Raw genomic sequence first — 22410 nt, forward strand, 5'->3', positions numbered from 1 at the left:
CAACAGAACCATCCCCATGCCGCGTGTCAGTAGTTGCGTGGCAGGGAGAACGATTCGCCAACAAAAAAATGACACGCGTTCCGCCCCGCTTTCTTCGAGCGATACATCGCCTCATCCGCGCACTTCAACAGTTCGTGGAGATTCTGCGAGTCACGCGGAAAAAACGCAACGCCCAGCGAGCCGGAGATGAAGGTTTCCCTCCCTTCCAGTTCAAACGGCTCGTTCAAGCGATGCAAAATCCGACGCGCGGTTTCCAGGGCCCGTTCCGGCGTGCAATTCGCCAGAACGACGGTGAACTCATCCCCGCCCAACCGGGCCACGGTATCGCCATCAAGCACCGGTTCACGAATGCGTCCGGATGCAGCCTTGAGCAAGGCGTCCCCCGCGGCATGGCCGAGATTGTCGTTCACCCACTTGAAACGGTCCAGATCCACGAACACCAGCGCCAACTCCCGACCCGACGCCTTGGCGCGCCCGACGGCATCTTCCAGGGTGGACATGAACAACGCCCGGTTGGCCAGTCCGGTCAAGGCGTCGTAATGGGCCTGGTGAAAAATCTTGGCTTCCGCCTCCTTGCGCTCGGTGATGTCCCTCAGGATCCCGGTGAACAGGATCCGATCCTTGAGCCGCACCTCGCTGATGGTCAACTCGATCGGAAACGTCATCCCTCCGTTCTTGATCGCCACCATCTCCTGGGTCATCCCCAACACCTTGGCCTTGCCGGCGGTCAGATAGGTGCTGATGTACTGATCATGCCGTTCCCGATGGGGCGTGGGCATCAACATCGACACGTTCTTGCCCACCATATCCGGCATGGGGTAGTCGAACAACCGGCTCGCCGCCCGATTGACCGACTCGATCACCCCCCGTTCGTTGATCACCACGATGGCATCCGCCGCAGAGTTGACGATCGCCTCCATGCGTGCCCGCGCCTCGGTGATCTGCTCCTTGGCAAAACGGTTCTCCAGCGACAAACGGATCCGTTTTTGCAACACCACCCAGCGGATCGGCTTGTTGATGTACTCCTCGGCCCCGGCGGCAAACGCCTTTTCCACCGATTCGTCGTCGTCGAGCGCGGTGATCATGATGATCCCCACATCCCCCCCCTGGGAGGAACGACGGATCTCCGCGCAGGCGCGATAGCCATCCACCACCGGCATGTTGGCATCCATCAACACCAGATCGTGGGGCGTCTCGCGAAACTTGCGCACCGCCTCCTTGCCATCCGCCGCCTCGCTGACCAGATATCCGGATTTTTCCAGAAAATTTCGGATCATCTCCCGCGCCGAACGTGAATCATCCGCGACAAGAATGCGGGGAACCTTTTGTACACCGGCAAATTCCATGCTCCACTCCCAACCCTGCACATGAATTTCAAAAATTCACGGATCAGCACGGAGCCTCACCCATGGTCAAACCCCGTGGAATCTCTATGCGGATCCTCGCCACTCCAACCGCTTGTCGGCGGCGAACATCGCTCCGATCCCCTCGGCGGCCACCGGTTTGCTGAAGTAATACCCCTGAATCTCGTGACATCCCAACTCCTTGAGAATGTCCAACTGCTCACGGGTCTCCACCCCCTCGGCCACCAGCTTCAGATGCAACGCCTGGCCCATGGAGATGATCGCCAGCACGATCGCCAACCCTTCGCGGGTCTGCCCCAGATCGCGCACGAAGGATTGATCGATCTTCAAGGTGTCGATCGGAAATTTCTTGAGATAGTTCAACGACGAATACCCGGTTCCGAAGTCGTCCACCGCCAGGGTCAGACCCAGGGCCTTCAACCCCTGCATCCGCTCGATGGAACGTTCCACATTCCCCATCACCATGCTCTCGGTGATCTCCAGCTCCAGGGCGCCCGGAGGCAGATCCACCTCCTCCAGAATCTCCTGCACCTCGTCCACCAACTCGCTCTTCTGGAACTGCAACGCCGACAGATTCACCGCCATGCGAATTTCGTGTCCCTCCTTGCGCCAGCGCGCGGCCTGCCGACACGAATCGCGCAGCACCTGGGAGCCCAGAGGGAGGATCAAACCGGTCTCCTCGGCCACCGGAATGAACCGGGCCGGCGAAATCATCGCGCCCTCCGGCGGGAACCAGCGCACCAGCGACTCCATGCCCACGATCCGACCGCTGTTCAACGACACCTTGGGCTGATAGTGAACCGTGAACTCGCCGTTCTTGAGGCCGTTGCGCACCGCGCTCTCCATCTGGAGGTGGTTCTGCAAGCCGGCGTTGATCGCCTCCTCGAAGAACTTGATCACCCCGCGACCGCTCTCCTTGGCCTTGTACATGGCGATGTCGGCGTGTTTGGTGAGGGTTTCGATCTCCTCGCCGTCGTTCGGAAAAACGCTGATGCCGATGCTCGCACCCACGAACACCTCATGGCCGTTGATATGGAAGACGGCTTTAAGACTGTCGATGATCTTGCGGGCCACCGGCGCCGCCTCCCGGCCATCCTTCAAGCCGGTGATGATCGCCGCGAACTCATCCCCGCCGAGTCGCGCCACGGTGTCGTACTTGCGCAACGAAATCCGGATCCGCTCGGCGACCTCGACAAGCAGTTGATCCCCGGCGGAGTGTCCCAGGGAGTCGTTGACATGCTTAAAGCGGTCCAGATCAATGAAAAAGACCGCCAGTTTGATATCATAGCGGCTCTTCTTGTCCAGCTCGTGTTGCAGCCGGTCGCGGAACAGAACCCGGTTGGGGAGTTGTGTCAGGGCATCGAAATAGGCCATCTGCTCGAGGCGCTTTTCGGTCTCCTTCAACTTCGTGATGTCCGAGAAGATCCCCACATAGTGGGTCAACTCGTTGGCGCTGTTCCAGACCGTGGTGATCGACAGCTTCTGCGGGAAGATCTCGCCACTCTTGCGCCGGTTCCACACCTCGCCCGACCAGGCGCCATCCTCCAAGATCCCCTTCCACATCGCCTCGTAAAAGGCCTGGTCGTGCCGCCCGGAACTCATCATGCTCGGCTGCCGTCCATACACCTCCTCGAAGGTGTAGCCGGAGATCTCCGTGAAGGCCTGGTTGCACTTGATGATCCGACCCTCGGCATCGGTGATCAGAATCCCCTCGGTGGCGGTCTCGAACACCTTGGCCGCCAGAGTCAGCCCCTGCTCGGCACGGGTGCGCTCGTCGATTTCGGCGAACAGCTGCCGGTTGGCGTGTTCCAACTCGAAGGTGCGCTCGCGCACCCGCTGTTCCAGTTCGGCGTAGGCCGCGGCCAACGCCATCTTCACCTGCTTGCGCTCGGTGATGTCGTTCATGATCAGCAGATAATGCCACTCGCCGGTCACCGACTCGTAGCCGCTCATGGAGATCTCCACCGGGAATCTCCCCTCATCCCGGCACAACCCCTCCACCTCGACCGTCCTGTGCGCCGCCAGGCCATCCACGTCGTGCAGATTGAGCACCGCGCGGAAATTGGGCACCAGATCCTCGATGAAACAGCCAGCCATGCTGCCCGGATAGTAACCGAACAGATCCTCCCCCGCCGGATTGACCGACTCCACCCGACCGGCGGCATTCAACGCGAGAATCGCATCCGGCGCGGTCTCCAACATCGAGCGCACCCGGCTTTCCGAATCGGCCAGAGCGCGCATCGTCTCCTGGGTGAGCCGCGTGGAGCGATCGAGTCCCTCCACCATATGGTTCATGGCGATGGCGATGCGATCCAGTTCGTCCTGGCGGGTGGCATCCCACAGCTCGATGCGCGCGGTCAGATCCCCGGCGCGGATCTGACGGCTCAACCGCACGATCCTCTCGGCCTTGTCGCGCAGCCGGCGCACCAGATAGGAGCCCATCCCCAACGCCAGAAGCATGATCGCCAGCATCGCCAGACGATAGGCGAGCAGTTCGCTCCTGGCCTCCCGCTCCAACGCCTGTCCACGGGTGATCAGACGCAGGGCCAGTTGATCCTCCAGCTCCTTGAACTGATCGATCCGGGCCGTGGTGGCCCCGAACCAGTCGGTGGCCTCCATATTGAACCGTCCCACCCGGGTGGACTCCACCAGACGCCGGATCGCTTCGTCTGCGGGTCGGTCGTCGATCTTCACCCCTGGATCCATGTCGATCTCGTGCAACGTGGCTCCGCGCCGTTGCATCGCGATGATCCGGGCGAGGCTGTGTCGGTAGGCTTCGATGTTCTCCCAGACGATCTCCACATCGCTCCGTTGCCCGGTGGAGAGTTCCTCCGTGGAGAGGGCGCGAATCCGCTCGACGATCTCGCGGATCGCTTGATGATTCCCCTCGAATTGCAGCCGATAGTGGCGTTGCTGGGCCTCGGGATCGAAGTCGTCGTCCCGATCGCCGTAGAGCGAACCGCGAATGAGGAGATTCTTGACCGAATGATAGGCGCCGCGCAGCGCCATGTTCTGATAAAGAAGACCGAGCTGGATGTAAAGCGCGCTGGCATGACCGCTCTTGAACAGCACCTCGCGCATCCGCTCCACCATGCTGGCATCCGCGCCAAAGACGATGGCGTCGAACCGAACCCGCTCATCCGGAGAGGCCAGGGCGCGAAAGATGCCGAACAGGGTCTCCTGTTCGGAGACCAGGGCGCTGAAGCGTCGATACATGCCGGGGGCGAAACGACCGGCGGTGAGGGTTTCGGCGATGATCGCCCGTTCGATGCCGGCGCGCTCCTTGCCTTGCAGGAACAGGGTGTAGTTGCGGGTCTGGGTGGCGATCTCCACCGTGGCGGCAAAACTGGAGAGTCGATCGATGGTGTTGAGCAGATCGAGATTGATGGCGGAAAAATAATCGATCGCCTCGATGGCATCGATGGCGAGGCGATCCACCGACTGCCGGATGGCGTCGCGTTTGTCCAGGTCGGCGCTGGCCGACTGGAAGGGTTCGCCGAGCGCATCGGCGTGGTGTTCCGCTTGATGAAGCTCCTGTCGCGACAGATTCAGACGCGCCAACGAGGACTCCACCCGCGCCCGCTGACAGGCCAGCTCCTCCTGGAATCGCTTGCCCCGACTGCCGAGAAAACCCGCCGTGAATCCGCGCTCGCGCTGGATCTCGTGGATCAGATCGCTGATCTGGATCGCCAGGCCGGAGAGGTGATTCATCCGCTCCATTTCCGCGATCAGTTCCCGCTTTTCGTGAATGCCGACCAGACCCAGGCCCAGGATCCCTCCCAAGGGAATCAGCAGGATCAACAGGAGCTTGACATGAAACGAGAGGGACTCCAGGAATCTCATTCGTGCCCAGCCTCCGACCCGACGTCGCCATTCTTGCCAGATGGGAAGAGCCCCCTCCTCCCCCAAATCGTGGAAACCCTGCCGGGACTCCACGGCAAAACGCTTCAACGTGCTCCAGAAACTCCTGTCAGGGTCTCAAGTTTCGCAGACCTGCCCGCATCGGTCAATCCCTTCCCTCGACCGACTCCCGCCTCGTCACCGGATCACCAGACCCGCCAGAATCAGAAACAAAAAGCCGGTCAGGGCGCCCAGTCCCAGGGCGCGCCGGATCGGGATGCCGTGGATGGTGCGCAGACCGGCGGCGGTGAAGAGACTTTCGGCGGCCACGATGGTCACATGCCACGGAATGATCACCTCCGGACCGCCGAAACCAAGCATGATCAAAAAGCTGTCCACGCACAGACTCGGCAGCCAGGGGCCGAAAAAACAGAAACCCAACAGGGTCCAGGCCCGACGCATGGTCAAGGGGGTCTGAAGCGCGAAGGGCGCGCCGTGCACCTGGATCACGTAGGCGATGATGGTGATGATCAGCAGCCCATACGGGCCATAGGCAAAAATCTCGAAGAACCGGTAGGCTTGCGGATCGATGCCGAAGGGCACAGGCAACAACATGTCGCTTTTTTCGTGGTAGAGCGTCACCATGGTGGTCAGGGCGGTGGACTCCCAGCGCAGGATCTGCAACGCCAAGGCCCAACGAAACAGATCATAGGCGCGCAGGCGCGTGAACAGCCCTTCGGGCCGAAACAGCACAAACCAAACGAAATGGCGCATCATGGACCGATCAATCCCCCGTCGCGCAGGGTCTTGCGCAGACGCACCACCTCGGCGACCAGCAACCGGATCCTCTCGATCATCTTGAGCAGGATGCGCAGACTCAAGGAGGGATCCTCGCCCATCCAGCGCAACAGACCGCGCTTGTCCACGGTCATCACCCGCACCGGGGTCAGGGCGCGGATCGTGGCCACGCGCGGATCATCGGAAAACAGGGACATCTCACCGAAGAAGGCATCCTTTTCCAGGATCGCCAGGTGATGCGGTTCCTTGCCACCGTCATCGACCACCACCTCCACGCGCCCCTCGAGGATCACGTACAGACTGTCCCCCACCTCGCCCTCGCGCAAGATCACCTCGCCCGCGGCGAACTCCTTGCCCAGAGAAGGTTTATCCGAATCGAACAGCACGGCAACGGTCTCCTTTTTCCTGGGGGTGCGGCCCTTGCCCGACGGCCACGCCCCTCGCATGTTCAGGCGGTTCCGCCCCGGCCACGCCAAAAGGCCAAACCGGAGAGAAGAGCGCCCAACGTGGCGACCAGCAGACGCCACAGAATCACCGGATGGCCGGCACGACGAAAGATCTCCTTGTAGCTCGAACTGCCGGTGAAGGTATCCCACATCGCCGAACTCATGCGACGGGGATCATCGCTGCGCTCCTGCTCGTCGCGGATCACCTGGAGCATGCCACGCCGAAAGGGGGGAACATGGCGCAACAAGCCATCCATCGAAAAAAGCAGATGGCCCAGCCGGTTATCCCGGTCCATCTCCTGGCAGGCCGGCCAGTAGCCCAACCGGAACGCCTCGGCGGAGATGCCTCGGGTCAGGGCGGTATAGGCGCACGCCTTGGCCATGCGATAGGCGGCGCCGATGCCATCCTTGTAGAGGCGTGACGAAGCGCAATCCCCGACCAGCACCAGCCGGTCGCCGAAAGGCCGGGTCGGTGGTCCGACGTTGATGCGCGGCATGCAGTGACAGGGCCGCACCGGGGTCTCCCACCCCTCGGGAAACAGCTCCCGGATCGCCCGGGAGTGACAGACCTGACTGGCCAACTCCTCGTTGACCCCCTCCCCCAACAGGATGAAGGTGGCGTAGTGTCCCTTGGGGGTCAAGGCGGCAAACTTCATGCCCGGCACATCCAGCAGGAAGATATGCATGGCATTGCCCAGACGCGCCCGCACCTCCTCGGCCCCCATGTAAAGTTCGGACACCCAGGCGCGCGCGCTTTTCGGCGGACGGTAGCCGATGTCGAACTCTTCGAAGAGCTTGACCCCGGCCCCATTGAGTCCCACGCAGCCGATCACCAGGTCATAAGGATCGGAGGCATCATCCGCCCCCTCGGTCTGCCGGGAGGGTTGGAGATGGAGACGCACCCGGCCATCGGTGCACCGTTCCAGGCGACGCACGCGGCGCGCGATGTGCAGCGCCCCTTGCCGCCGGGCCATCTCCAGCAGATGGTGATCGAAGCTGCTCCAGGGAAGCGGACTCTGGCTTTCGGCGCCCATGGGACCGGCGCCGCGAAAGATCGAGGCGATACGCATCTCCTCGTGGAGCGGACGGATGGCCACGGCTCCGGAATCGGTATGCAGCACATAGGAGTCGATGGCATCCAGCAGCACCTCTCTGGGAAGCGAAATCCCCTCGGCGGCCATCTTCTGCATCAGCGATTCGGAGATCACGCCACCGCACATGTTGCAGCCCGGTGGTCCGGTGAGGGTGAAATCACGGGGTTCGTAAAGATCCACCCGCAAGCTCACCCCGAACTGGCGCGCCAGATCCAACAGAAAACAGGCGCTCAACGAACCCGCCGGCCCCCCGCCGATGACCGCGACCCGTGAGCCGCCGGTCAACTCGAGAGGGGGCATGCCGCCCGCCCCAGCCGCGCCGGAGGGGATCATCACCCCGATTTCCGTCGCCGTCCGCGCTCGCGCCAGATCGACAACCCCTGGGCGTTGAGACGCATGTCGCCGGCCAAAAGAGAGAGATCAGCCTCCTCTGGAACGCCGATGGCGCGCGCGTGACGGGTGGTCAGCTCGGTCAGGGCCGCGATCCACGCCTCTTCGGTGGCCGTGTCCGGCAGATCGGTGGCCACGCGGTGGTAGCCCATCAACTGCGCATCCAGATCATCCGCCAGCACCGGATCAAAACGCAGCGCCCCGAAATGGGTCAGATAGAGCCACTCGGGCCGCAATGCGGCCAAACGCCGCACCGTGGCCCGCGAGGTGTCGATGTCGAACTGGGTCGGGGTGGTGGCCGGGATGATCAGGGGATGGGATCCACCGTCGAACTCCCGATAGGAGAGCCCGAAGGCATCCCCGGTGAACAGACCGTTGCTGACGGTATCGAGCACGCAGAGATGATTGAGGGAGTGGCCCGGCGTATCGAAAAAGATCAGATTGCGACCGCCCAGATCAAAGACCTCCCCATCGACCGGCGCGTGAACCCGCTCGGGATCGACCGGCTCGGCCCCGCCGATGGTGGCGGCGAAACACGCCTCGCCGTAAACCACCTTGGCCCCCTCGACCAGACGGGAGGGATCGACCAGATGTTTGATCCCCTGGGGATGCACGAAGAAACGCGCGTTGGGCAGGTGGTTCAGCAGAGCCCCCGCCGCACCGGCATGATCGAGATGGACATGGGTGACGATCACCGCGCGCACCATGGCCGGGGTCAGGGCGTGATGATCGAGGGCCTCGAGCAGGAACGGCAAAGCCGGCAGTGGGCCGGTCTCGATGAAGACCGCCTGGGCACCGGAACGGATCAACCAGGCCGCCGCGAATCCGGTGCGGTTGTACTCCACGTCAATCCGGGTGATCCCGGGGTGTACCTCCTGAAATCTCGTTGCCATGTTCTGTTCGACTCCTGTCATTGATATCCCGATATCCGAATCCTGCGCCGAAAGGCCCTTTCTCCCCTCCCGTCGGAGCGGTCGGGGGATCTCCAGGGCGCCTTCTCCCCTCCCGTCGGAGAGGTCGGGGGATCTCCCACGAAAATGAAGACTTGATCATCTTAGGACAATCCCGCGCGCTTGACGAGTCTTCTTTACGCTTCGTCGCGAACGGACCTTCCCGCCCCCTCGCCCCACCCCCCATGGAACCTCTGAAAAATTCCGGGGAAACAATCCATCAATCCCGCTTGACGACGCGAATCCCAAGGGGGTATTGATGCCTGGAGTCTGCGGGTCTTCGATGCCACGAACCTGAGAAGAGATTTCTTCCGCGCCGGTGTGACGGAAGGCGGGGCTCAAGGGATTCCTGGCCGCTCTCACGCACGCCGGAGAACACGATCATCCATTTCAGCTCAATCACGCCCATGCGCAACCGGTTCGGTTCGTCCGCCACGATCCTGGCGTTGTTTCTCTCCCTGACCACGCCCGGCGTGGCGGATGATCTCCCGGAGATCCTCGCCCTGCTGCGCGCCTCGCGCGCCAAACTGCTCATCCTCGTGGACAGTCAGAATCCAGGCCAGAAAACGGGGGTGATCGACGATCTCACCCTTTCCCAACAAGAGATCGATTATCGCGTCTCCAACCTGCTCGACAACCGGGCCACCCCTCCGGCGACCCGCGAACGGTTGGAACGGTTCAAGGACATCTGGGAACCGTTCAAGAACACCCGCATGGGGGAGATCATCCCAGCGGTACTCGCGGGAGACCGGGCCAAGGCCCAAAGCCTCGGCAAGGGGATCCAGGCCGACCGGTACCAGCGGATGGTGCAAATCCTGCGGTAAACAGGCCTGGGGACGCCAGGAAGGGACAGGATCCCCTTGCCACCCGATCCATGCCCTTGACGCCCACGGTTTGTCGGGTTATTAACGGTATTCATGCGCCGATGTGCGCCGTGTTTCTCCCCCATCCCAATGAGGCCGTGCGCGAGGCACCCCCCATGATCTCCCCGGATCGCCTGCTCCAGCACTCTCTCGACTGGCTCGGCACGACCCTGAACCGGATCACCAGCCCTTTTTCCCAGGCATCGACGCATCACACGGACGATCCGACCGAAAGAAGATCGAGCCTCTGGTCCCTGCAATCGGCACGCCTCACCCTCACCCGCATGGTCGAAGGGCTTGCCGACCTGCTGCGCCGCGCCGACCAGGCCACGCTTCCCGAACCACAGGAACAACCCTCCGAGTCCGCCCCGTTGCTCTACTCCGTCTCCGGAAGAGTCCAACCCCAGCTCCGGCTGGAGCGATCCACGGTCTGGACACGTCCACCGGCACGCGGCGGTTCATGGCAGGAACCGGCCTTTCGGGTCGAATTGTCCCCCCAATCGCGTCTGGCAGGGGGGGCTTTCACCAGTGTGACCGCCGCGCCGGGAGAGATGGATCGCTTTGTGGAACGGATTCGCGTCGAGCGCCAGGCTGGATTCTACCCCGCTTCGGTCTTTGAACAGGCGCGGGATATTCTGAGAAAAGGGGAGGAGATGGACGAGGCCCAGGCGATGGGCCAACCGGTTTCCCGATGACCCGGCTGCTGACGGCACGGGTGCGGGGTTGATCGCCGGCGGTGAGATTGGATCAAGGGAAGCCGTGAATGCCCATGGCCGGGTGGCCCCTTCGGACGCGGCATGGTGACGGAACGATGGTTCAGACCTTGGGCATGGGGGCCAGTCGCAGGGCGGTTCCGAAGTTGCGCGCCGCATCCTGAATCAGGGTGTTGCAGCCGTCGGCATCCAGAGCCCCCCCCTTTTCGACGATCAACAGACGATCCCAACCGTCAAGAGGTGGTCCCATCCAAAGATGGAAACTCCAGGCCCCACGCCGCCAGTGACGAATGCGCGGCAAGGGACCGTCGATCACCCCCCGGATCAGCTCCGGCAACGCCCCATTCTCCTCCGACGGGGCCAAAGAGAGCAAATGGCTTTTCCCGAGTCGCGGATTCCAGTAAGCTATCACCTCCACGGTGATACGCTTGGTCAGCCAGACGGCGAGATCCTCCATGACCTCGGCCAGATCACCCTGTACGGCCATGCTCTGGAGTGCGCCTGACTCCGCCGTTTCGACCACCGACTCGTTGACGATCCGGGTATCCGTTTCGTCCCAGTTGTCCGGCTGCTCGCGAAAGAGCAGATCAGGCAGGTTGTTCATATCCATGTGCGTCATTGACCCGTGGTGACGTAAAACTTTTGACAATCCCCCTGCAAGGGATTTTCTATACCTGAAAAGAAAGCCAAATTCATGCCAACCTTTCTTCCCATCCGCGAAAAACGCTCTTCTTTCAATCCCGTGCGCCGACTCCTGCTCGGGGTTCTGGTTTTGGGGATCCTGGGAATCAACCCGCCGCCCGCCTTGGGTCAAGGGAGTCCCAAACCCCCGGAGGTGCAACGGCTTCAGGCCTTCATGGACCGTCTGCGCACCATCGAGGCCGAGTTCGAACAGCAACTGATCAAGGGAGATGCCGCCGAGGCGCGAGACGGGCGCGGTCTGTTCCTGGCCTCTCGACCCGGAAAGTTCCGTTGGGACTACACCGCGCCCTATCCGCAACTGATCGTCTCGGATGGCCGCGCGGTCTGGTATTACGAACCGGATCTCAAACAGGTGACCCGCTCCACCACGACGCGACTCGACAAAAGTCCGGCGGGATTCCTGATCTCCGGCAAACGACTCGAGGAGAGCTTCACCTGGGAGGTGATCCCCGGCCCAACCCCGGATCGCCCCGCCGTGGTGCTCACCCCGCTCCAGGAGGGTTCGCTGCGCTGGATCGCCATCACCCTGGATCCGAAAAAGGAGGAGATCCGCGACTTCGTGGTCGAGGACTCCCTGAACAATCGCTCGCGTATTCTCTTTCGCACCTGGCGGGTCAACACCGAGATTCCGGCGGAACGGTTCCGGTTCGAGGTGCCCAAGGGGGTGGATGTGATCGAACACGTAGAAAAAAACACCCAGTGACAACCGGAGAGTGCCCCATGCCTTCGTTCGACGTGGTTTCCGAAGTGGATTTGCAGGAAGTGGACAACGCGGTCAATCAAGTGACCAAGGAGATCGCCACCCGTTATGATTTTCGCGGTTCCAAATGCAAGGTTGAACGCGAGGAGTCGCTGCTCAAGGTGCTGGCGGACGACGATTACAAGCTCGATCAGGTGCTGGATGTGCTCAAGGAAAAACTGGTGCGTCGCAAGGTGGATCTCAAGGTGCTGGATTATGGCACCGTGGAGGCAGCCTCGGGGGGAATGAAGCGTCAGCAGATCACGGTGCGCCAGGGTGTGAACGCCGAGTTGGCGAAAAAGATCGTGGCCGGGATCAAGACGAGCAAGCTCAAGGTGCAGGCAGCGATTCAGGGGGAACAGGTGCGGGTCACCGGCAAGAAACGCGATGATCTTCAGGAGGCGATCGCCAGCATCAAGGCCGCCGGATACGAGATCCCGTTGCAGTTCACCAACTTCCGGGAGTGATGCGTGGGTGACGATTGGAAGGCGCGCGGGACGGAACACCGCGCGGCAAACGTGCCGGACCGGGATACCCCACCCTCCCCGCCCAGTCGCGGATCCTCCTTGCGGAGACGTCGCGCCAAGGTGGGATTGATCTCCCTCGGCTGCCCGAAGAACGTGGTCGATGCCGAACGGCTGTTGGGGCGTTTCCTGGAGGCGGGCCACGAACCGACCAGCGATCCGAAACAGGCCGACATCCTGCTGGTGAACACCTGCGGGTTCAAGGCCGACGCGGAGGCCGAATCGCGCGCCGCGATCGCCGAGATGGCGGCGCTCAAGGCGGCCCATCCGGGTAAACGGCTGATCGTGACCGGCTGTCTGGCTCAAAGGCACGGCGAGCGACTGCGAGAAGAGATCCCGGCCATCGATCTGCTGGCCGGCACCACCGGACACGATCACCTGTTGGAGCGGCTCGCCATTCCGATCACGCCGATGCCGGCGGCGGATTTCTCGCGCCACTCCGAGGCCGGCCCGAGGCTGTTGACCACCCCGTCCCACACCGCCTACTTGAAGATCGCCGAGGGGTGCGACAACCCCTGCACCTTCTGCATCATTCCGCGTCTGCGCGGTCCGTTCCGTTCGCGTCCGCCGGAGGAGATCGTCGCCGAGGCCGAAGCGCTGGCCGCCGGCGGGGTGCGTGAGTTGATCGTCGTCTCCCAGGATACCACCCTGTACGGTCGGGATCTCTCCCCGCGTTTGAGCCTGACGGATCTGCTGACCCGCCTGGAGAGGATCCGCGGGGTGCGGTGGATCCGACTGATGTACCTCTACCCCACCCTGATCACCGACGCGCTGCTCGACCACATCGCCGCCTCGGCCCGGATTCTCCCCTATTTCGATCTGCCGTTGCAGCATGCCGATGACGGGGTGCTGCGCCGCATGCGCCGCGCGGAGCGCGCGGACGATCTGGAACGGCTCATCGTCCGCATTCGGACGCGCATGCCGGAGGCGGTGCTGCGTTCGGTGTTCATCACCGGGTTTCCAGGGGAGAGCGACGCGGAGTTCGCCGTGCTGCGGGGGTTCGTGGAGAGGAGTCGTTTTGATCACGTCGGGGTGTTCGCCTATTCGGACGAACCGGAGGCCGCGGCCCACGCACTGCCCGACAAGGTGCCGGCAGAGATCGCCGAGGCCCGCCGGGCCGAGCTGATGACCTTGCAACAGGGGATCAGTCGGGAGAAGCTGGCTCGCCTGGTCGGTCAACGGCTGGAGATGGTGATCGATGGCGCGGAGGGCGGACACCCGCCGCGTCTGGTCGGGCGGACCACCGGTCAGGCGCTGGAGATCGACGGCATCACCCGTCTGGAGGGCCGCGCCACCTTCCCGCCCGGCACCTTTCTACCGGTCGTCATCACCGCATCCGGGGATTACGACCTCAAGGCGCGCCAGGCCGGCCCCCCCATCCGGGTCTGAGCCGCCTCCCCGACCCGGAATTGACCGACCCCAAAACGCGCCAAGCCACCCCCCCATCCAGAGCCAAACCGCCTCCCCGGCCCGGAGTTGACCGACCCCAATTCGCCGGTTGCGGGACGCCTCGTGACACGCTGAAATGACGCCCTCACGTTCGGTTGCAAACGAGACAATTTAAACACCTCGAATAAAATGCTTGACAATCCCATCCAACCCGCTTAGAATCCTGCTTCTGATTTGGGGCCATAGCTCAGCTGGGAGAGCGCTTGAATGGCATTCAAGAGGTCGGCGGTTCGATCCCGCCTGGCTCCACCAATTTCTTTCATAAGTTATTTCTCTGCAAAGCCGCCCTTTGGGGCGGCTTTTTTTATTCCTGCCGCAACAATCCAAATATTTCCAAGAGTCACTCGAGACGGTTCGAAAACGCACCTGGTCCGGCGTCGGACTCGCGAGGGCCAAAACCGGCGTTTTTCCTTCTCTCTCCGGCCCATTCTCCAAAGCCTATGGACCCGCCGCGTTGAGTCCGGAAATCACGAACCAACTTAACACCATGAAATCAAAGTAATATCATTGCCCCTTGATGCCGGACTGGTTTGCTGGTAAACTTGGTTACGGAGAATAGGGTGAACTGGCTAACTTGAGTGCGGCATGACATTTGCTCCAGAATCCCCAAAAGGGTTAATGGATACACTGTCCCCAGATTTCTGCACTTCGGGGTCAAAAGAACCCGACGTCGAACGGGCGACTTATGAACGACTTTTTTTGATTGACATAGTACAAGGTTATATTCTAAAATTTTTACGTCTGGTGTTTTTAGTATCAAGACTTGACGACAGGGTAAGGAAATGGCACGCAGTGCCGGAAATGGGTATACTGTCCCCGGATTTTAATGTGCTCTGGAAGGAAAATGGGGCAACAGGTTTGGTAAGTGGATGCTGCGATCAGGAAACTCGGGGATGGGAAAGGGATGTACTGTCTCCGGATTTACATGGAGCGAGAGTTATGTCGGTTATTTTTGATAGGGATACGCTTCCAAAGGCGGTAGCCTCGCTTCTGCGGCTAAACAATTATGATGTTCGTGGTCCCGAGGAGATTCACGGGGCGGAAATCGACATTATCGCTGAACACCTCTCAGACCCGTTCAGCCCCCCTTTATATATCGAAGTGACAATTGAGTACGTTGATAACGATAAGTATGGAAAAGATCTAACAAAAATCATTCTCCTTCGGGAGAAACGCCAAGATGCACAATTCCTGATTGTGTCGGGAAAAGGATTTACTGCGCCAGTCAGGGAACGCGCCAGAGAAGCACGGATCAATACACTCACCTACGATGAACTATTCTCGAAGTTCGAACGTTTTGATCCTTACATTCAATACATCCTTAATTCTGGAAAATACTCCGACGAACTTGCCCACCTTGACGCGGTGTATGAAGAACCCCACTTTGATGACGTCCATGGCACCCATCCCGCTACGGAGTTTCTAACCAATTGGCTTTCCAGGGAGTCGCGTCAAAACAGATGGATCGTCGTCGTCGGAGAATACGGAACCGGAAAAACGGCTTTGACACGAGTATTGCAGCGACGGTGGGTGAACGCGTACCGTGCGAACCCAGCATCTCCGATTCCATTTCGAGTTGAGTTACGCAACTTCAACCGCCAGTTCGATGCCAATAGCTTACTTCACTACTTCCTTGACAGCAACAAGCTTGGACATATCCCTATCGACTTCGTCAACTCACTTATTCGCTCTGGCCGCGTTGTCTTGCTATTGGATGGCTACGACGAAATGGCCCAGTACATGCATATTCGAGAAAGACGTGTCTGCTTAGAAGCACTGTCGAGGCTGTCAGCAGAGGGAGCCTGTGGCGTGCTGACTAGCCGCCCAAACTACTTTACAGAGACAGAAGAATTGCATGTATATGAAGCTTTATATGCGACAGTTGACCGTTCTTCGTTAGGTGTAGATCGTTCCGACGCTGAAACAATAAAGCGTGAGCGCGAAATTGATGCAACGATCGAAGCGCATATTTTGGAGCGCTACGAACGCACACTTCAGGATTTGTCACGACCACAGACAGAGGCGCTTGTAGGTCGAATTTTAAATAAAGATGCAGATGGGAAAAAAGTTGTGTTCGACCTGCTCGACAGGATCTATCGGACAGAACATGTTTCTGGGAGCAAAAATTTATCCGGAAAACCGGTGATTATCTCTTACCTGCTTGATATTCTCGATACCGTTAAGACCGAGCAGCAGGGGGTGATGGATGCGATCAGGTCCGAGTGGGCCATCTTCGATATGATCGTCACGAACTTAATGCGACGAGACTTTAAAAGATCTCCGGTCCTACAAATGCAACATCGGCGCAAGTTCCTGCAAAAGCTTGCCATTTGGTTATCGAAGAAGGGTCACCAATTCATAGAAGAGTTTGATTTTGTTCGCCTTATTGAAAAAGAATTTAAAAATGAGCTGGCGCGGCATGCATCCGAAGATCGGAAGTCTGAGATTGAGCGGCTCTTCGCGGATTTGCGAAGTTCAGGGACGCTAACCCGATCTGGAGCTCCAGGAACAAATGGATGGCAATTCTCCCACAACTCGCTGCGCGAGTATTTGGTTGCAGAGCTTCTGCTTAACGAACTTCAGTCCGGCAGGTTCTTTGGTGATGGTGTCTACGTCTCCGATGCCATGCGTCTCTTCGTTGCATCTCAACAAGATGCCAATATTGAGCAGTACCTTACCAAACTAACGAACCTGTGGCCCGACAGGACTGACAATCAAGCAGCTGGTGAGATTCTATCGCTCCTCTGGGATGCTGGGTTACGAGTTCTGGGAGACTCGGATGGACAAAGCGATCCAGTGAACCTTCTCCTTCGGAAGATCGGCTCAGGGGCACTCGACCTGAGTAGGACGATATTGCGACGTGTTATCTTATCAAGAGAAATCAAGCCAAGCGCTCTAGAAGGTGCGAACTTCTCCAGTGCGCATTTAATTGATATTGATCTATCATCAGCGAAATTAGAGCGCGCATCATTCAATAATACGTTGCTAGACAATGTTTGCTTTGTAAATGCAGGCCTGTGTGGCAGCAGTTTCACAGGGGCAATCCTTACGGATGTCGATCTTTCAGGAGCTGATCTTGAACAAGCGGACTTTTTGACTGTCGATGAAGATGATATCTCCATAAAGGTGGATGGGAGAACCTTCAATGGTCGACTGGCGCTTGGATACCTTAAGTCTCGCAAGGCAACTACAAACGACGTCCCTGAGTATTTTGTCATTTATCACCATCCTAGTTTCGATATTGCCGAGAAGATCTGCCGTCTGCTCACCATGCAAGCAAAGCGGCAACGTAGAGGTCTCGAACAGCGCGGGGTAGCAAATCGGAATCCTGAGGTTGCCCGCCGTTTCGTTAGGCATCTAATCTCACAGAATCTGGTCGAGGTTGATACGCACGAACTTATAAGTCCAACAGAAATTGGCAGGAATATCTTTAGACGATTTTGTGATGAGCAGATTATTGAAAATGAGCTAGCTTCATTTTTTCAAGTTATTAACGCCTCTTGAATTCCGGCAGCTCAATACCAAATTCCAAACCTCCGCCCCTGCTCCTCCCAGTCCATGGGAAATCCCGCCCGCTGCTTTTCCAGGCCGAGGCTGTCCGGGAATTCCGGGAATTCCAGGGACACCATACCAATTTCCTTTCGGAATTCCAAAGACACCATACCAATTTCCTTTCAGTCCCCGGATGCTCTGCCCCCATCCATCCCGCCGCTCATTCGTGAGCCAGGGACTTCATCACCGCATCGATCTTTTCCAACGCCTCGACGATCACCTGCATCACCATGAACAAGGCGGCGGCGGGTGGGGGGCTTCCTGGGATGCGGGCGCGAGGTCATCCTTATCACCGCGCCGCAGGTTTCGATTTCATGCGGTCCAGCGACGATGCGGAATCAACGCCGAGAACACGGCGGATCTCGTCGGTTTTGAAACCCAACGCCATCGGACAGCGCACACCCGGCAGAGCGATGAGATCGTGAATTTCGCTCAACACCCCTTCGAAACGGAACCCATGCACCGCATCCCCGGTGCGCAGATCGATCACCTGGATGCCACAGCGCGGCTGGGCGTTCCGGGATTGGAGCCTCTCATCGAGCGGCAGACCGATAAAGGTCCGGTTGTGACGTAGCAGCGAGGCGCCCCTGCATCCATTCAATCACACTGTTCCACCGGCAACGCAGCCTGCCGCCACTCCGGAAAACCTTCCTCCAACCGTCTGGCTGTAAACCCTTGCTCGCGCAACCGGGCCACGGCCTCGAATGACAACACGCACCACGCCCCGCGACAATAGGCCACCACCTCGCGATCCGGTGGCAGCTCGTGCAACCGCCGCTCCAACTCCCGCAACGGGATGTTGAAGGAGCGCGGCAGATGACCGGCTTGATACTCCTCGTGCGGTCGCACATCCAGCACGGTCACGGTCCCCTCCCGCATCCGCTCCAGCAAGGTCTCGCGCGGAAGCGGTTCCAGGTTGTCCTTGGTCAGCAGATAGTTGCGAACCAGAGCGTCCACTTCGGCCAGATGACGTTCCGACAGTCGCCGGATGACTCCCAGCAACGTGACGATCTCGGGATCCGACAATCGATAATGGACATACAACCCCTCCTTGCGCGCCTGCACCAAACCCGCATGACGCAACTGTTGCAAATGCTTCGAGGTGTTGGCGACCGACAAACCGCTCAACTGCGCCAACGCCTCCACACTCCGTTCCCCCTGGGCGAGAAACTCCAGAATAGCCAACCGATGCCCCTGCCCCACAGCCTTGCCGATGCGCGCCAGATGGTCGAACAGCTCTTGTTTGAACGACATGGATCTTTACCCTGACCATCTTCGGATCGGTTCATGAGAGTGCTGGCTGTATGTTTCCAGAATGGGAAATTCCGGGCAAGCACAAACTTGCATGATGGGGAAGGAACCCCCCTCACCCACCAACCCCGGACCTCCCTGACGGGAGTTTCAGGAGCAAAAAAGGCTTGACAGACGATCAACAAGGTGATTGAATTTAATTCAACCAATTGGTTGATTATTGCCTCGCTTCGTTTACCTCGCAGGCTGGTCCGGGCAGCACGGAGGGTTCTGGCGATTGGTCAACAATCCAACCACAACCGGCGTCCGGTGCCGGGTTCATGAATGAACATTGCCAGCGGGTTGAGGGAGGAGCATAAAATGGCGCATGAAGCCCTGTTACGGCTGGGTGTTTTTGTGGGCGTGCTTGGGGTGATCGCGGCCTGGGAAACACGCTTTCCCCGTCGCCCACGCACGCTCACCCGTCAGGCGCGCTGGATTCCGAATTTGGGATTGGTGGTCATCAATACCATGCTGGTCCGCATGCTGTTCCCGGTGACCGCCGTGGGGGTGGCCGCCCTGGGGCAGACGCGCGGCTGGGGGCTGCTGAACCAATTCGACTGGCCGGAATGGGTGGAGATCCTGTTTGCGGTGATGCTGCTGGATTTGGTGATCTATCTTCAACATGTACTCTTTCACGCCCTGCCCGTACTGTGGCGGTTGCACATGGTGCATCATGCCGATCTGGAAGTGGACGTGACCACCGGATTGCGTTTCCATCCCATGGAGATCCTGCTCTCCATGGGGATCAAACTGGCGGCGGTGCATGCCATCGGCGCCTCTCCGGTGGCGGTGCTGATCTTCGAGGTGCTGCTCAACGGTATGGCCATGTTCAACCACGGCAACATCCGCATTCCCGAGCAGATCGATCGGGTGATACGCTGGATCCTGGTCACCCCGGACATGCATCGTTCCCATCACTCCCACCTCTCCCCGGAAGCCAACATGAACTTCGGATTCAATCTGTCCTGGTGGGATCGTATCCTGGGAACCTATTGGCCACAACCCGCCGAAGGACATGAAGCCATGGAGATCGGGCTGGAGCATCAACGCGAACCGGAGAAATGTCAACCTCTGACCGCCCTGTTGCTGATGCCCGTGCGCTCCAAATTGGGGGAGTACACCATCAACCGACGTTGGTGAAAAAAGGCATCGCGATGAATCACGCCCTTGCCGAACAGGGTCCGCCCGCCCCCCGACCAGCCGAACGGATGCGCGCCCTCCACCGGGTCCAGCACCTGCGCTGCATGCCGGCCAACCAGCAGCGCTCCCAGGCCGGACGCTATGCCTGGTGGGTCAAGGCGCTCAGTTGGGTGGCCTTTGGCTGGGCCTTTCTCGGCTGGCTCAATGAAACCTGGTTCTTCAAGTTCGACTCACCGCTCTGGCTCAACCGGTATACCGAATCGGCGCTCATTCTGGCCTTTGGTCTCTGGCGCATCGTGGCGGAAAAAAATCCCTACACCCGACGCCGCCTGATCATCCTGGTGGCCAACGTCACGGTGCTCTGGTGGCTGATCCCCTGGGTCTGGCCCTTCATCGAGCCGCATGTGGGGTATCTGGCCGGATTGCCGGCCTTCCCGTCGCTGCACACGCCGGGAACGATCACCTTTTTTCTGGTGCTTCTTGCCGTATTCCTGTTCGGACGCCGCGTCATCTGCGGTTTCAACTGCCCGTGCGTCGCCATCCGCGAGGTGGTGGGGTTTCCCTTCCGGCACGCCGATCATGTGCCGCGTTCGCCTTGGGCGTGGCGTCTGCGCCATCTGAAATGGTTCTGGTTCGCGTTGTATCTGGGCGCGATGTGGGCGGTGATGCAACCGGCCAACAACAGCACATCGGCCTATCTGGGTTTCTTCGGCCTGATGGTCGGTCTGCCCTACTTCATCACCTTTCTGCTTTCGCCCTGGATCGGCAATCGCGGCTATTGCCGCTTTTTGTGCCCGTTCGGGGCCACCTTCGGACTGCTCAACAAGGTTGGCCAATTCCGCATCGATTATCGGGCCGACCCGTGCATCCAGTGCGGCAAGTGCGAAAAGGTTTGCGACATGTCGATCCCGGTCTGGCGCATGGGGGCGGCCAACCAGGGGGTGGTGAATACCACCGAGTGCATGGGTTGCGGTCGGTGCATCACCGAATGTCCCACCGGCAGTCTGGCCTTCCACGATGTGCGCAACCGGATCTTTCCGGGCCTGCATCAGGATCGCAAACATCTGCTCAGACGCACGGAGTGGAAACGGAGCGCCGTGCGTTGGCGCTCCGTCGGCTATGTGCTGGTTCTGGCCTGGGTTCTGGTCGAAGCGATCCACCATGCCAACCAGGTGGGCACCTTGAACGAACTTCCGGCCCGAATGGGGGCGCTATGCGGATTGCCACACATCTCCTGGTAGCGATGCTGTTCTGGCCATGGTTCGCCTGGTCCGGGATGGATCCGGCGGCCACGGGCACGGGCGAACACGCCGAACATTGGCGTCCGGATCCCATGCATGAATATTGGGATCCGGGAACCTATCATCAACCGGAGCGTGATCGGGTGGAGGGGATTTTCAAGGGCGAGGCGTGTCTGGAGTGTCATGTCGTGGTCACACCCGGCATCGTCAAGGATTGGCGCGACAGCCGTCATGCCCAGTCAAAGGAACCGGTGCTCTGTCCGGCCTGTCACGGGGAGGATCACCAGAAGTTGAGCTTTCCCACGCCGCAAACCTGTGGCACCTGCCATCCGCAACGACTGGCCCAGATGGAGGAGGAGAAAAAATACGGCTTTCCCAGCCATGCCCTGGCCATGGAGCGCGCGGTGGATTCCAAACACTTCGCCGACAAACCCAAGGCCGAGGTCGCCTCGTGTCTCCAGTGCCATTCCGTGGCCACCAAATGCGACTCCTGCCACACCCGACATCGCTTCGATGCCGCCGAGGCGCGCCGTCCCGAAGCCTGCATCACCTGTCACAGCGGGCCGCCTCATCCGGATGATGAATCCTTCTTCGACAGTGCGCATGGGCGGATTTATCAACAACAGGGAAAACAGTGGGATTGGCGCCAACCGCTCGCCAAGGGACGGTATCCCGCCCCCACCTGCGCCTATTGTCACATGAAGGATGGCAACCATCAGGTGGCCGACAAGGCGGTGTGGAAATTCGGCATCCGCCAGATCAACCCCAGGAGCGCCGAGAATCAGATCAAGCGCAAGCGCTGGCTGGAACTCTGCACCGATTGTCATGCCCCGGAAGTGGCCAGGCGTTTTTTTGGTGAACTCGATGCCGAACGCTCCCTGGCCTGGGACAAACTCCACGGCGTGGAACGGCTGCTCAAAGGGTTGCGCGGCGAGGGCCGACTCACGCCGACCGCCAGGGAGCGCCCCCCTTATCCCATGGATTGGCTGAGCAGACTCTGGCCCAGGGAGCGGATCGGTTTCTACGAAGGCCAGGCGTCGGCGTTTTACAATGTCGGCACCATCGAGCGGGACTATTTCGATTTGTGGTATTTTACCAACCTGGGGGCCTACAAAGGGATGGCACACGGATCCAAGGAGATGTCCGGACGGTTTCACCAGCGCATGGAGGTTCAGGTGGAGGCGATCCGCAACGAGGCGGAACGTCTGCGCGGACAAACCGGTGAAAAAAAAGATCTGAAACCGTTGTGGATGGAAGGCGATTATACGGAGTTCAATCGGGATCACAATTAACGGGATGGAGAGGATGAGAA

18 protein-coding genes and 1 tRNA gene are annotated in these 22410 nt (G+C 59.8%); 10 read left to right on the top strand and 9 right to left on the bottom strand.

What is annotated here, in order from left to right:
• Positions 1-26: 26 nt before the first annotated feature.
• The 6 genes from ACOY6C_RS12355 to ACOY6C_RS12380 all read right to left on the bottom strand — a co-directional run bounded on the left by ACOY6C_RS12355 (position 27) and on the right by ACOY6C_RS12380 (position 8825).
• Positions 27-1346 carry a two-component system response regulator gene (locus ACOY6C_RS12355; RefSeq protein ID WP_420905776.1) on the bottom strand — a complete coding sequence of 440 codons (1320 nt, stop codon included), beginning with the start codon at positions 1344-1346 and terminating at the stop codon, positions 27-29.
• A gap of 84 nt (positions 1347-1430) precedes the next feature.
• Entirely contained in the window at positions 1431-5207 is a 3777-nt protein-coding gene (locus ACOY6C_RS12360; protein WP_420905777.1) for an EAL domain-containing protein, read from the bottom strand.
• 195 nt (positions 5208-5402) lie between these two features.
• Positions 5403-5981, bottom strand: coding sequence for a hypothetical protein (locus ACOY6C_RS12365; RefSeq protein WP_420905778.1), 579 nt, complete (start codon positions 5979-5981; stop codon positions 5403-5405).
• The gene (locus ACOY6C_RS12370; RefSeq protein WP_420905779.1) at positions 5978-6388 is read right to left on the bottom strand and encodes a cyclic nucleotide-binding domain-containing protein; all 411 of its coding nucleotides are present in this window, start codon (positions 6386-6388) and stop codon (positions 5978-5980) included. The genes ACOY6C_RS12365 and ACOY6C_RS12370 overlap by 4 nt, the downstream gene beginning before the upstream one ends.
• A 62-nt stretch (positions 6389-6450) precedes the next feature.
• Complete coding sequence (locus ACOY6C_RS12375) at positions 6451-7875, bottom strand: NAD(P)/FAD-dependent oxidoreductase (protein WP_420905780.1); 1425 nt, start codon at positions 7873-7875, stop codon at positions 6451-6453.
• Positions 7875-8825, bottom strand: a complete 951-nt coding sequence (locus ACOY6C_RS12380; protein WP_420905781.1) for an MBL fold metallo-hydrolase — start codon at positions 8823-8825, stop codon at positions 7875-7877. Before ACOY6C_RS12380 ends, ACOY6C_RS12375 begins: the two co-directional genes overlap by 1 nt.
• Before the next feature lie 464 nt (positions 8826-9289).
• Between ACOY6C_RS12380 and ACOY6C_RS12385 the strand changes: the two genes are divergently transcribed.
• Positions 9290-9706 carry an MCP four helix bundle domain-containing protein gene (locus tag ACOY6C_RS12385; RefSeq protein ID WP_420905782.1) on the top strand — a complete coding sequence of 139 codons (417 nt, stop codon included), beginning with the start codon at positions 9290-9292 and terminating at the stop codon, positions 9704-9706.
• 155 nt (positions 9707-9861) lie between these two features.
• On the top strand, positions 9862-10440 hold the full coding sequence (locus tag ACOY6C_RS12390) for a hypothetical protein (protein WP_420905783.1): 579 nt from the start codon (positions 9862-9864) through the stop codon (positions 10438-10440).
• Positions 10441-10561: 121 nt separating this feature from the next.
• Here the strand turns inward: ACOY6C_RS12390 and ACOY6C_RS12395 are convergent, their stop codons facing one another.
• Positions 10562-11068 (bottom strand): hypothetical protein, encoded by a 507-nt coding sequence (locus ACOY6C_RS12395; protein WP_420905784.1) that lies wholly within the window; start codon positions 11066-11068, stop codon positions 10562-10564.
• 84 nt (positions 11069-11152) lie between these two features.
• Between ACOY6C_RS12395 and lolA the strand changes: the two genes are divergently transcribed.
• The 5 genes from lolA to ACOY6C_RS12420 all read left to right on the top strand — a co-directional run bounded on the left by lolA (position 11153) and on the right by ACOY6C_RS12420 (position 17376).
• Positions 11153-11863: an outer membrane lipoprotein periplasmic chaperone LolA gene (gene lolA, locus ACOY6C_RS12400; protein ID WP_420905785.1), complete on the top strand. Its 711-nt coding sequence runs from the start codon at positions 11153-11155 to the stop codon at positions 11861-11863.
• 17 nt (positions 11864-11880) lie between these two features.
• Positions 11881-12366 (top strand): YajQ family cyclic di-GMP-binding protein, encoded by a 486-nt coding sequence (locus tag ACOY6C_RS12405; RefSeq protein WP_420905786.1) that lies wholly within the window; start codon positions 11881-11883, stop codon positions 12364-12366.
• A gap of 3 nt (positions 12367-12369) precedes the next feature.
• Positions 12370-13812 carry a 30S ribosomal protein S12 methylthiotransferase RimO gene (gene rimO, locus ACOY6C_RS12410; protein WP_420905787.1) on the top strand — a complete coding sequence of 481 codons (1443 nt, stop codon included), beginning with the start codon at positions 12370-12372 and terminating at the stop codon, positions 13810-13812.
• A 236-nt stretch (positions 13813-14048) separates the two neighbouring features.
• Positions 14049-14124, top strand: a tRNA-Ala gene (locus tag ACOY6C_RS12415).
• Positions 14125-14457: 333 nt separating this feature from the next.
• A complete protein-coding gene (locus tag ACOY6C_RS12420) occupies positions 14458-17376 on the top strand; it encodes an NACHT domain-containing protein (protein ID WP_420905788.1) in 2919 nt (972 codons plus the stop codon).
• A 337-nt stretch (positions 17377-17713) separates the two neighbouring features.
• Here ACOY6C_RS12420 and ACOY6C_RS12425 read toward each other — a convergent pair whose 3' ends face one another.
• Both ACOY6C_RS12425 and ACOY6C_RS12430 read right to left on the bottom strand, forming a co-directional pair.
• On the bottom strand, positions 17714-18025 hold the full coding sequence (locus ACOY6C_RS12425) for a DUF4915 domain-containing protein (protein ID WP_420905789.1): 312 nt from the start codon (positions 18023-18025) through the stop codon (positions 17714-17716).
• A complete protein-coding gene (locus tag ACOY6C_RS12430) occupies positions 18022-18678 on the bottom strand; it encodes an ArsR/SmtB family transcription factor (RefSeq protein WP_420905790.1) in 657 nt (218 codons plus the stop codon). Before ACOY6C_RS12430 ends, ACOY6C_RS12425 begins: the two co-directional genes overlap by 4 nt.
• A gap of 357 nt (positions 18679-19035) precedes the next feature.
• Between ACOY6C_RS12430 and ACOY6C_RS12435 the strand changes: the two genes are divergently transcribed.
• From ACOY6C_RS12435 to ACOY6C_RS12445, 3 genes are read left to right on the top strand one after another with little or no spacing between them, the layout of a single operon-like run.
• The gene (locus ACOY6C_RS12435; RefSeq protein WP_420905791.1) at positions 19036-19857 is read left to right on the top strand and encodes a sterol desaturase family protein; all 822 of its coding nucleotides are present in this window, start codon (positions 19036-19038) and stop codon (positions 19855-19857) included.
• Between the two features lie 14 nt (positions 19858-19871).
• Positions 19872-21098 carry a 4Fe-4S binding protein gene (locus ACOY6C_RS12440; RefSeq protein ID WP_420905792.1) on the top strand — a complete coding sequence of 409 codons (1227 nt, stop codon included), beginning with the start codon at positions 19872-19874 and terminating at the stop codon, positions 21096-21098.
• Entirely contained in the window at positions 21071-22390 is a 1320-nt protein-coding gene (locus tag ACOY6C_RS12445) for a multiheme c-type cytochrome (protein WP_420905793.1), read from the top strand. The genes ACOY6C_RS12440 and ACOY6C_RS12445 overlap by 28 nt, the downstream gene beginning before the upstream one ends.
• The last annotated feature ends 20 nt before the right edge of the window (positions 22391-22410 follow it).

Origin of the sequence: Candidatus Magnetaquiglobus chichijimensis (genome assembly GCF_045865675.1) — a bacterium.
Classification (GTDB): domain Bacteria; phylum Pseudomonadota; class Magnetococcia; order Magnetococcales; family Magnetaquicoccaceae; genus Magnetaquiglobus; species Magnetaquiglobus chichijimensis.

What these genes read in the sequence shown, in the direction of transcription:
- ACOY6C_RS12435 (WP_420905791.1), top strand. Translation starts at nt 19,036, where the DNA reads ATGGCGCATGAAGCCCTGTTACGGCTGGGTGTTTTTGTGGGCGTGCTT.
- ACOY6C_RS12445 (WP_420905793.1), top strand. Translation starts at nt 21,071, where the DNA reads ATGCGGATTGCCACACATCTCCTGGTAGCGATGCTGTTCTGGCCATGG.
- ACOY6C_RS12355 (WP_420905776.1), bottom strand. Translation starts at nt 1,346, where the DNA reads ATGGAATTTGCCGGTGTACAAAAGGTTCCCCGCATTCTTGTCGCGGAT.
- ACOY6C_RS12380 (WP_420905781.1), bottom strand. Translation starts at nt 8,825, where the DNA reads ATGGCAACGAGATTTCAGGAGGTACACCCCGGGATCACCCGGATTGAC.
- lolA (WP_420905785.1), top strand. Translation starts at nt 11,153, where the DNA reads ATGCCAACCTTTCTTCCCATCCGCGAAAAACGCTCTTCTTTCAATCCC.
- ACOY6C_RS12430 (WP_420905790.1), bottom strand. Translation starts at nt 18,678, where the DNA reads ATGTCGTTCAAACAAGAGCTGTTCGACCATCTGGCGCGCATCGGCAAG.
- ACOY6C_RS12405 (WP_420905786.1), top strand. Translation starts at nt 11,881, where the DNA reads ATGCCTTCGTTCGACGTGGTTTCCGAAGTGGATTTGCAGGAAGTGGAC.
- ACOY6C_RS12395 (WP_420905784.1), bottom strand. Translation starts at nt 11,068, where the DNA reads ATGGATATGAACAACCTGCCTGATCTGCTCTTTCGCGAGCAGCCGGAC.
- ACOY6C_RS12375 (WP_420905780.1), bottom strand. Translation starts at nt 7,875, where the DNA reads ATGATCCCCTCCGGCGCGGCTGGGGCGGGCGGCATGCCCCCTCTCGAG.
- ACOY6C_RS12420 (WP_420905788.1), top strand. Translation starts at nt 14,458, where the DNA reads ATGACATTTGCTCCAGAATCCCCAAAAGGGTTAATGGATACACTGTCC.
- ACOY6C_RS12440 (WP_420905792.1), top strand. Translation starts at nt 19,872, where the DNA reads ATGAATCACGCCCTTGCCGAACAGGGTCCGCCCGCCCCCCGACCAGCC.
- ACOY6C_RS12365 (WP_420905778.1), bottom strand. Translation starts at nt 5,981, where the DNA reads ATGATGCGCCATTTCGTTTGGTTTGTGCTGTTTCGGCCCGAAGGGCTG.
- ACOY6C_RS12385 (WP_420905782.1), top strand. Translation starts at nt 9,290, where the DNA reads ATGCGCAACCGGTTCGGTTCGTCCGCCACGATCCTGGCGTTGTTTCTC.
- ACOY6C_RS12360 (WP_420905777.1), bottom strand. Translation starts at nt 5,207, where the DNA reads ATGAGATTCCTGGAGTCCCTCTCGTTTCATGTCAAGCTCCTGTTGATC.
- ACOY6C_RS12390 (WP_420905783.1), top strand. Translation starts at nt 9,862, where the DNA reads ATGATCTCCCCGGATCGCCTGCTCCAGCACTCTCTCGACTGGCTCGGC.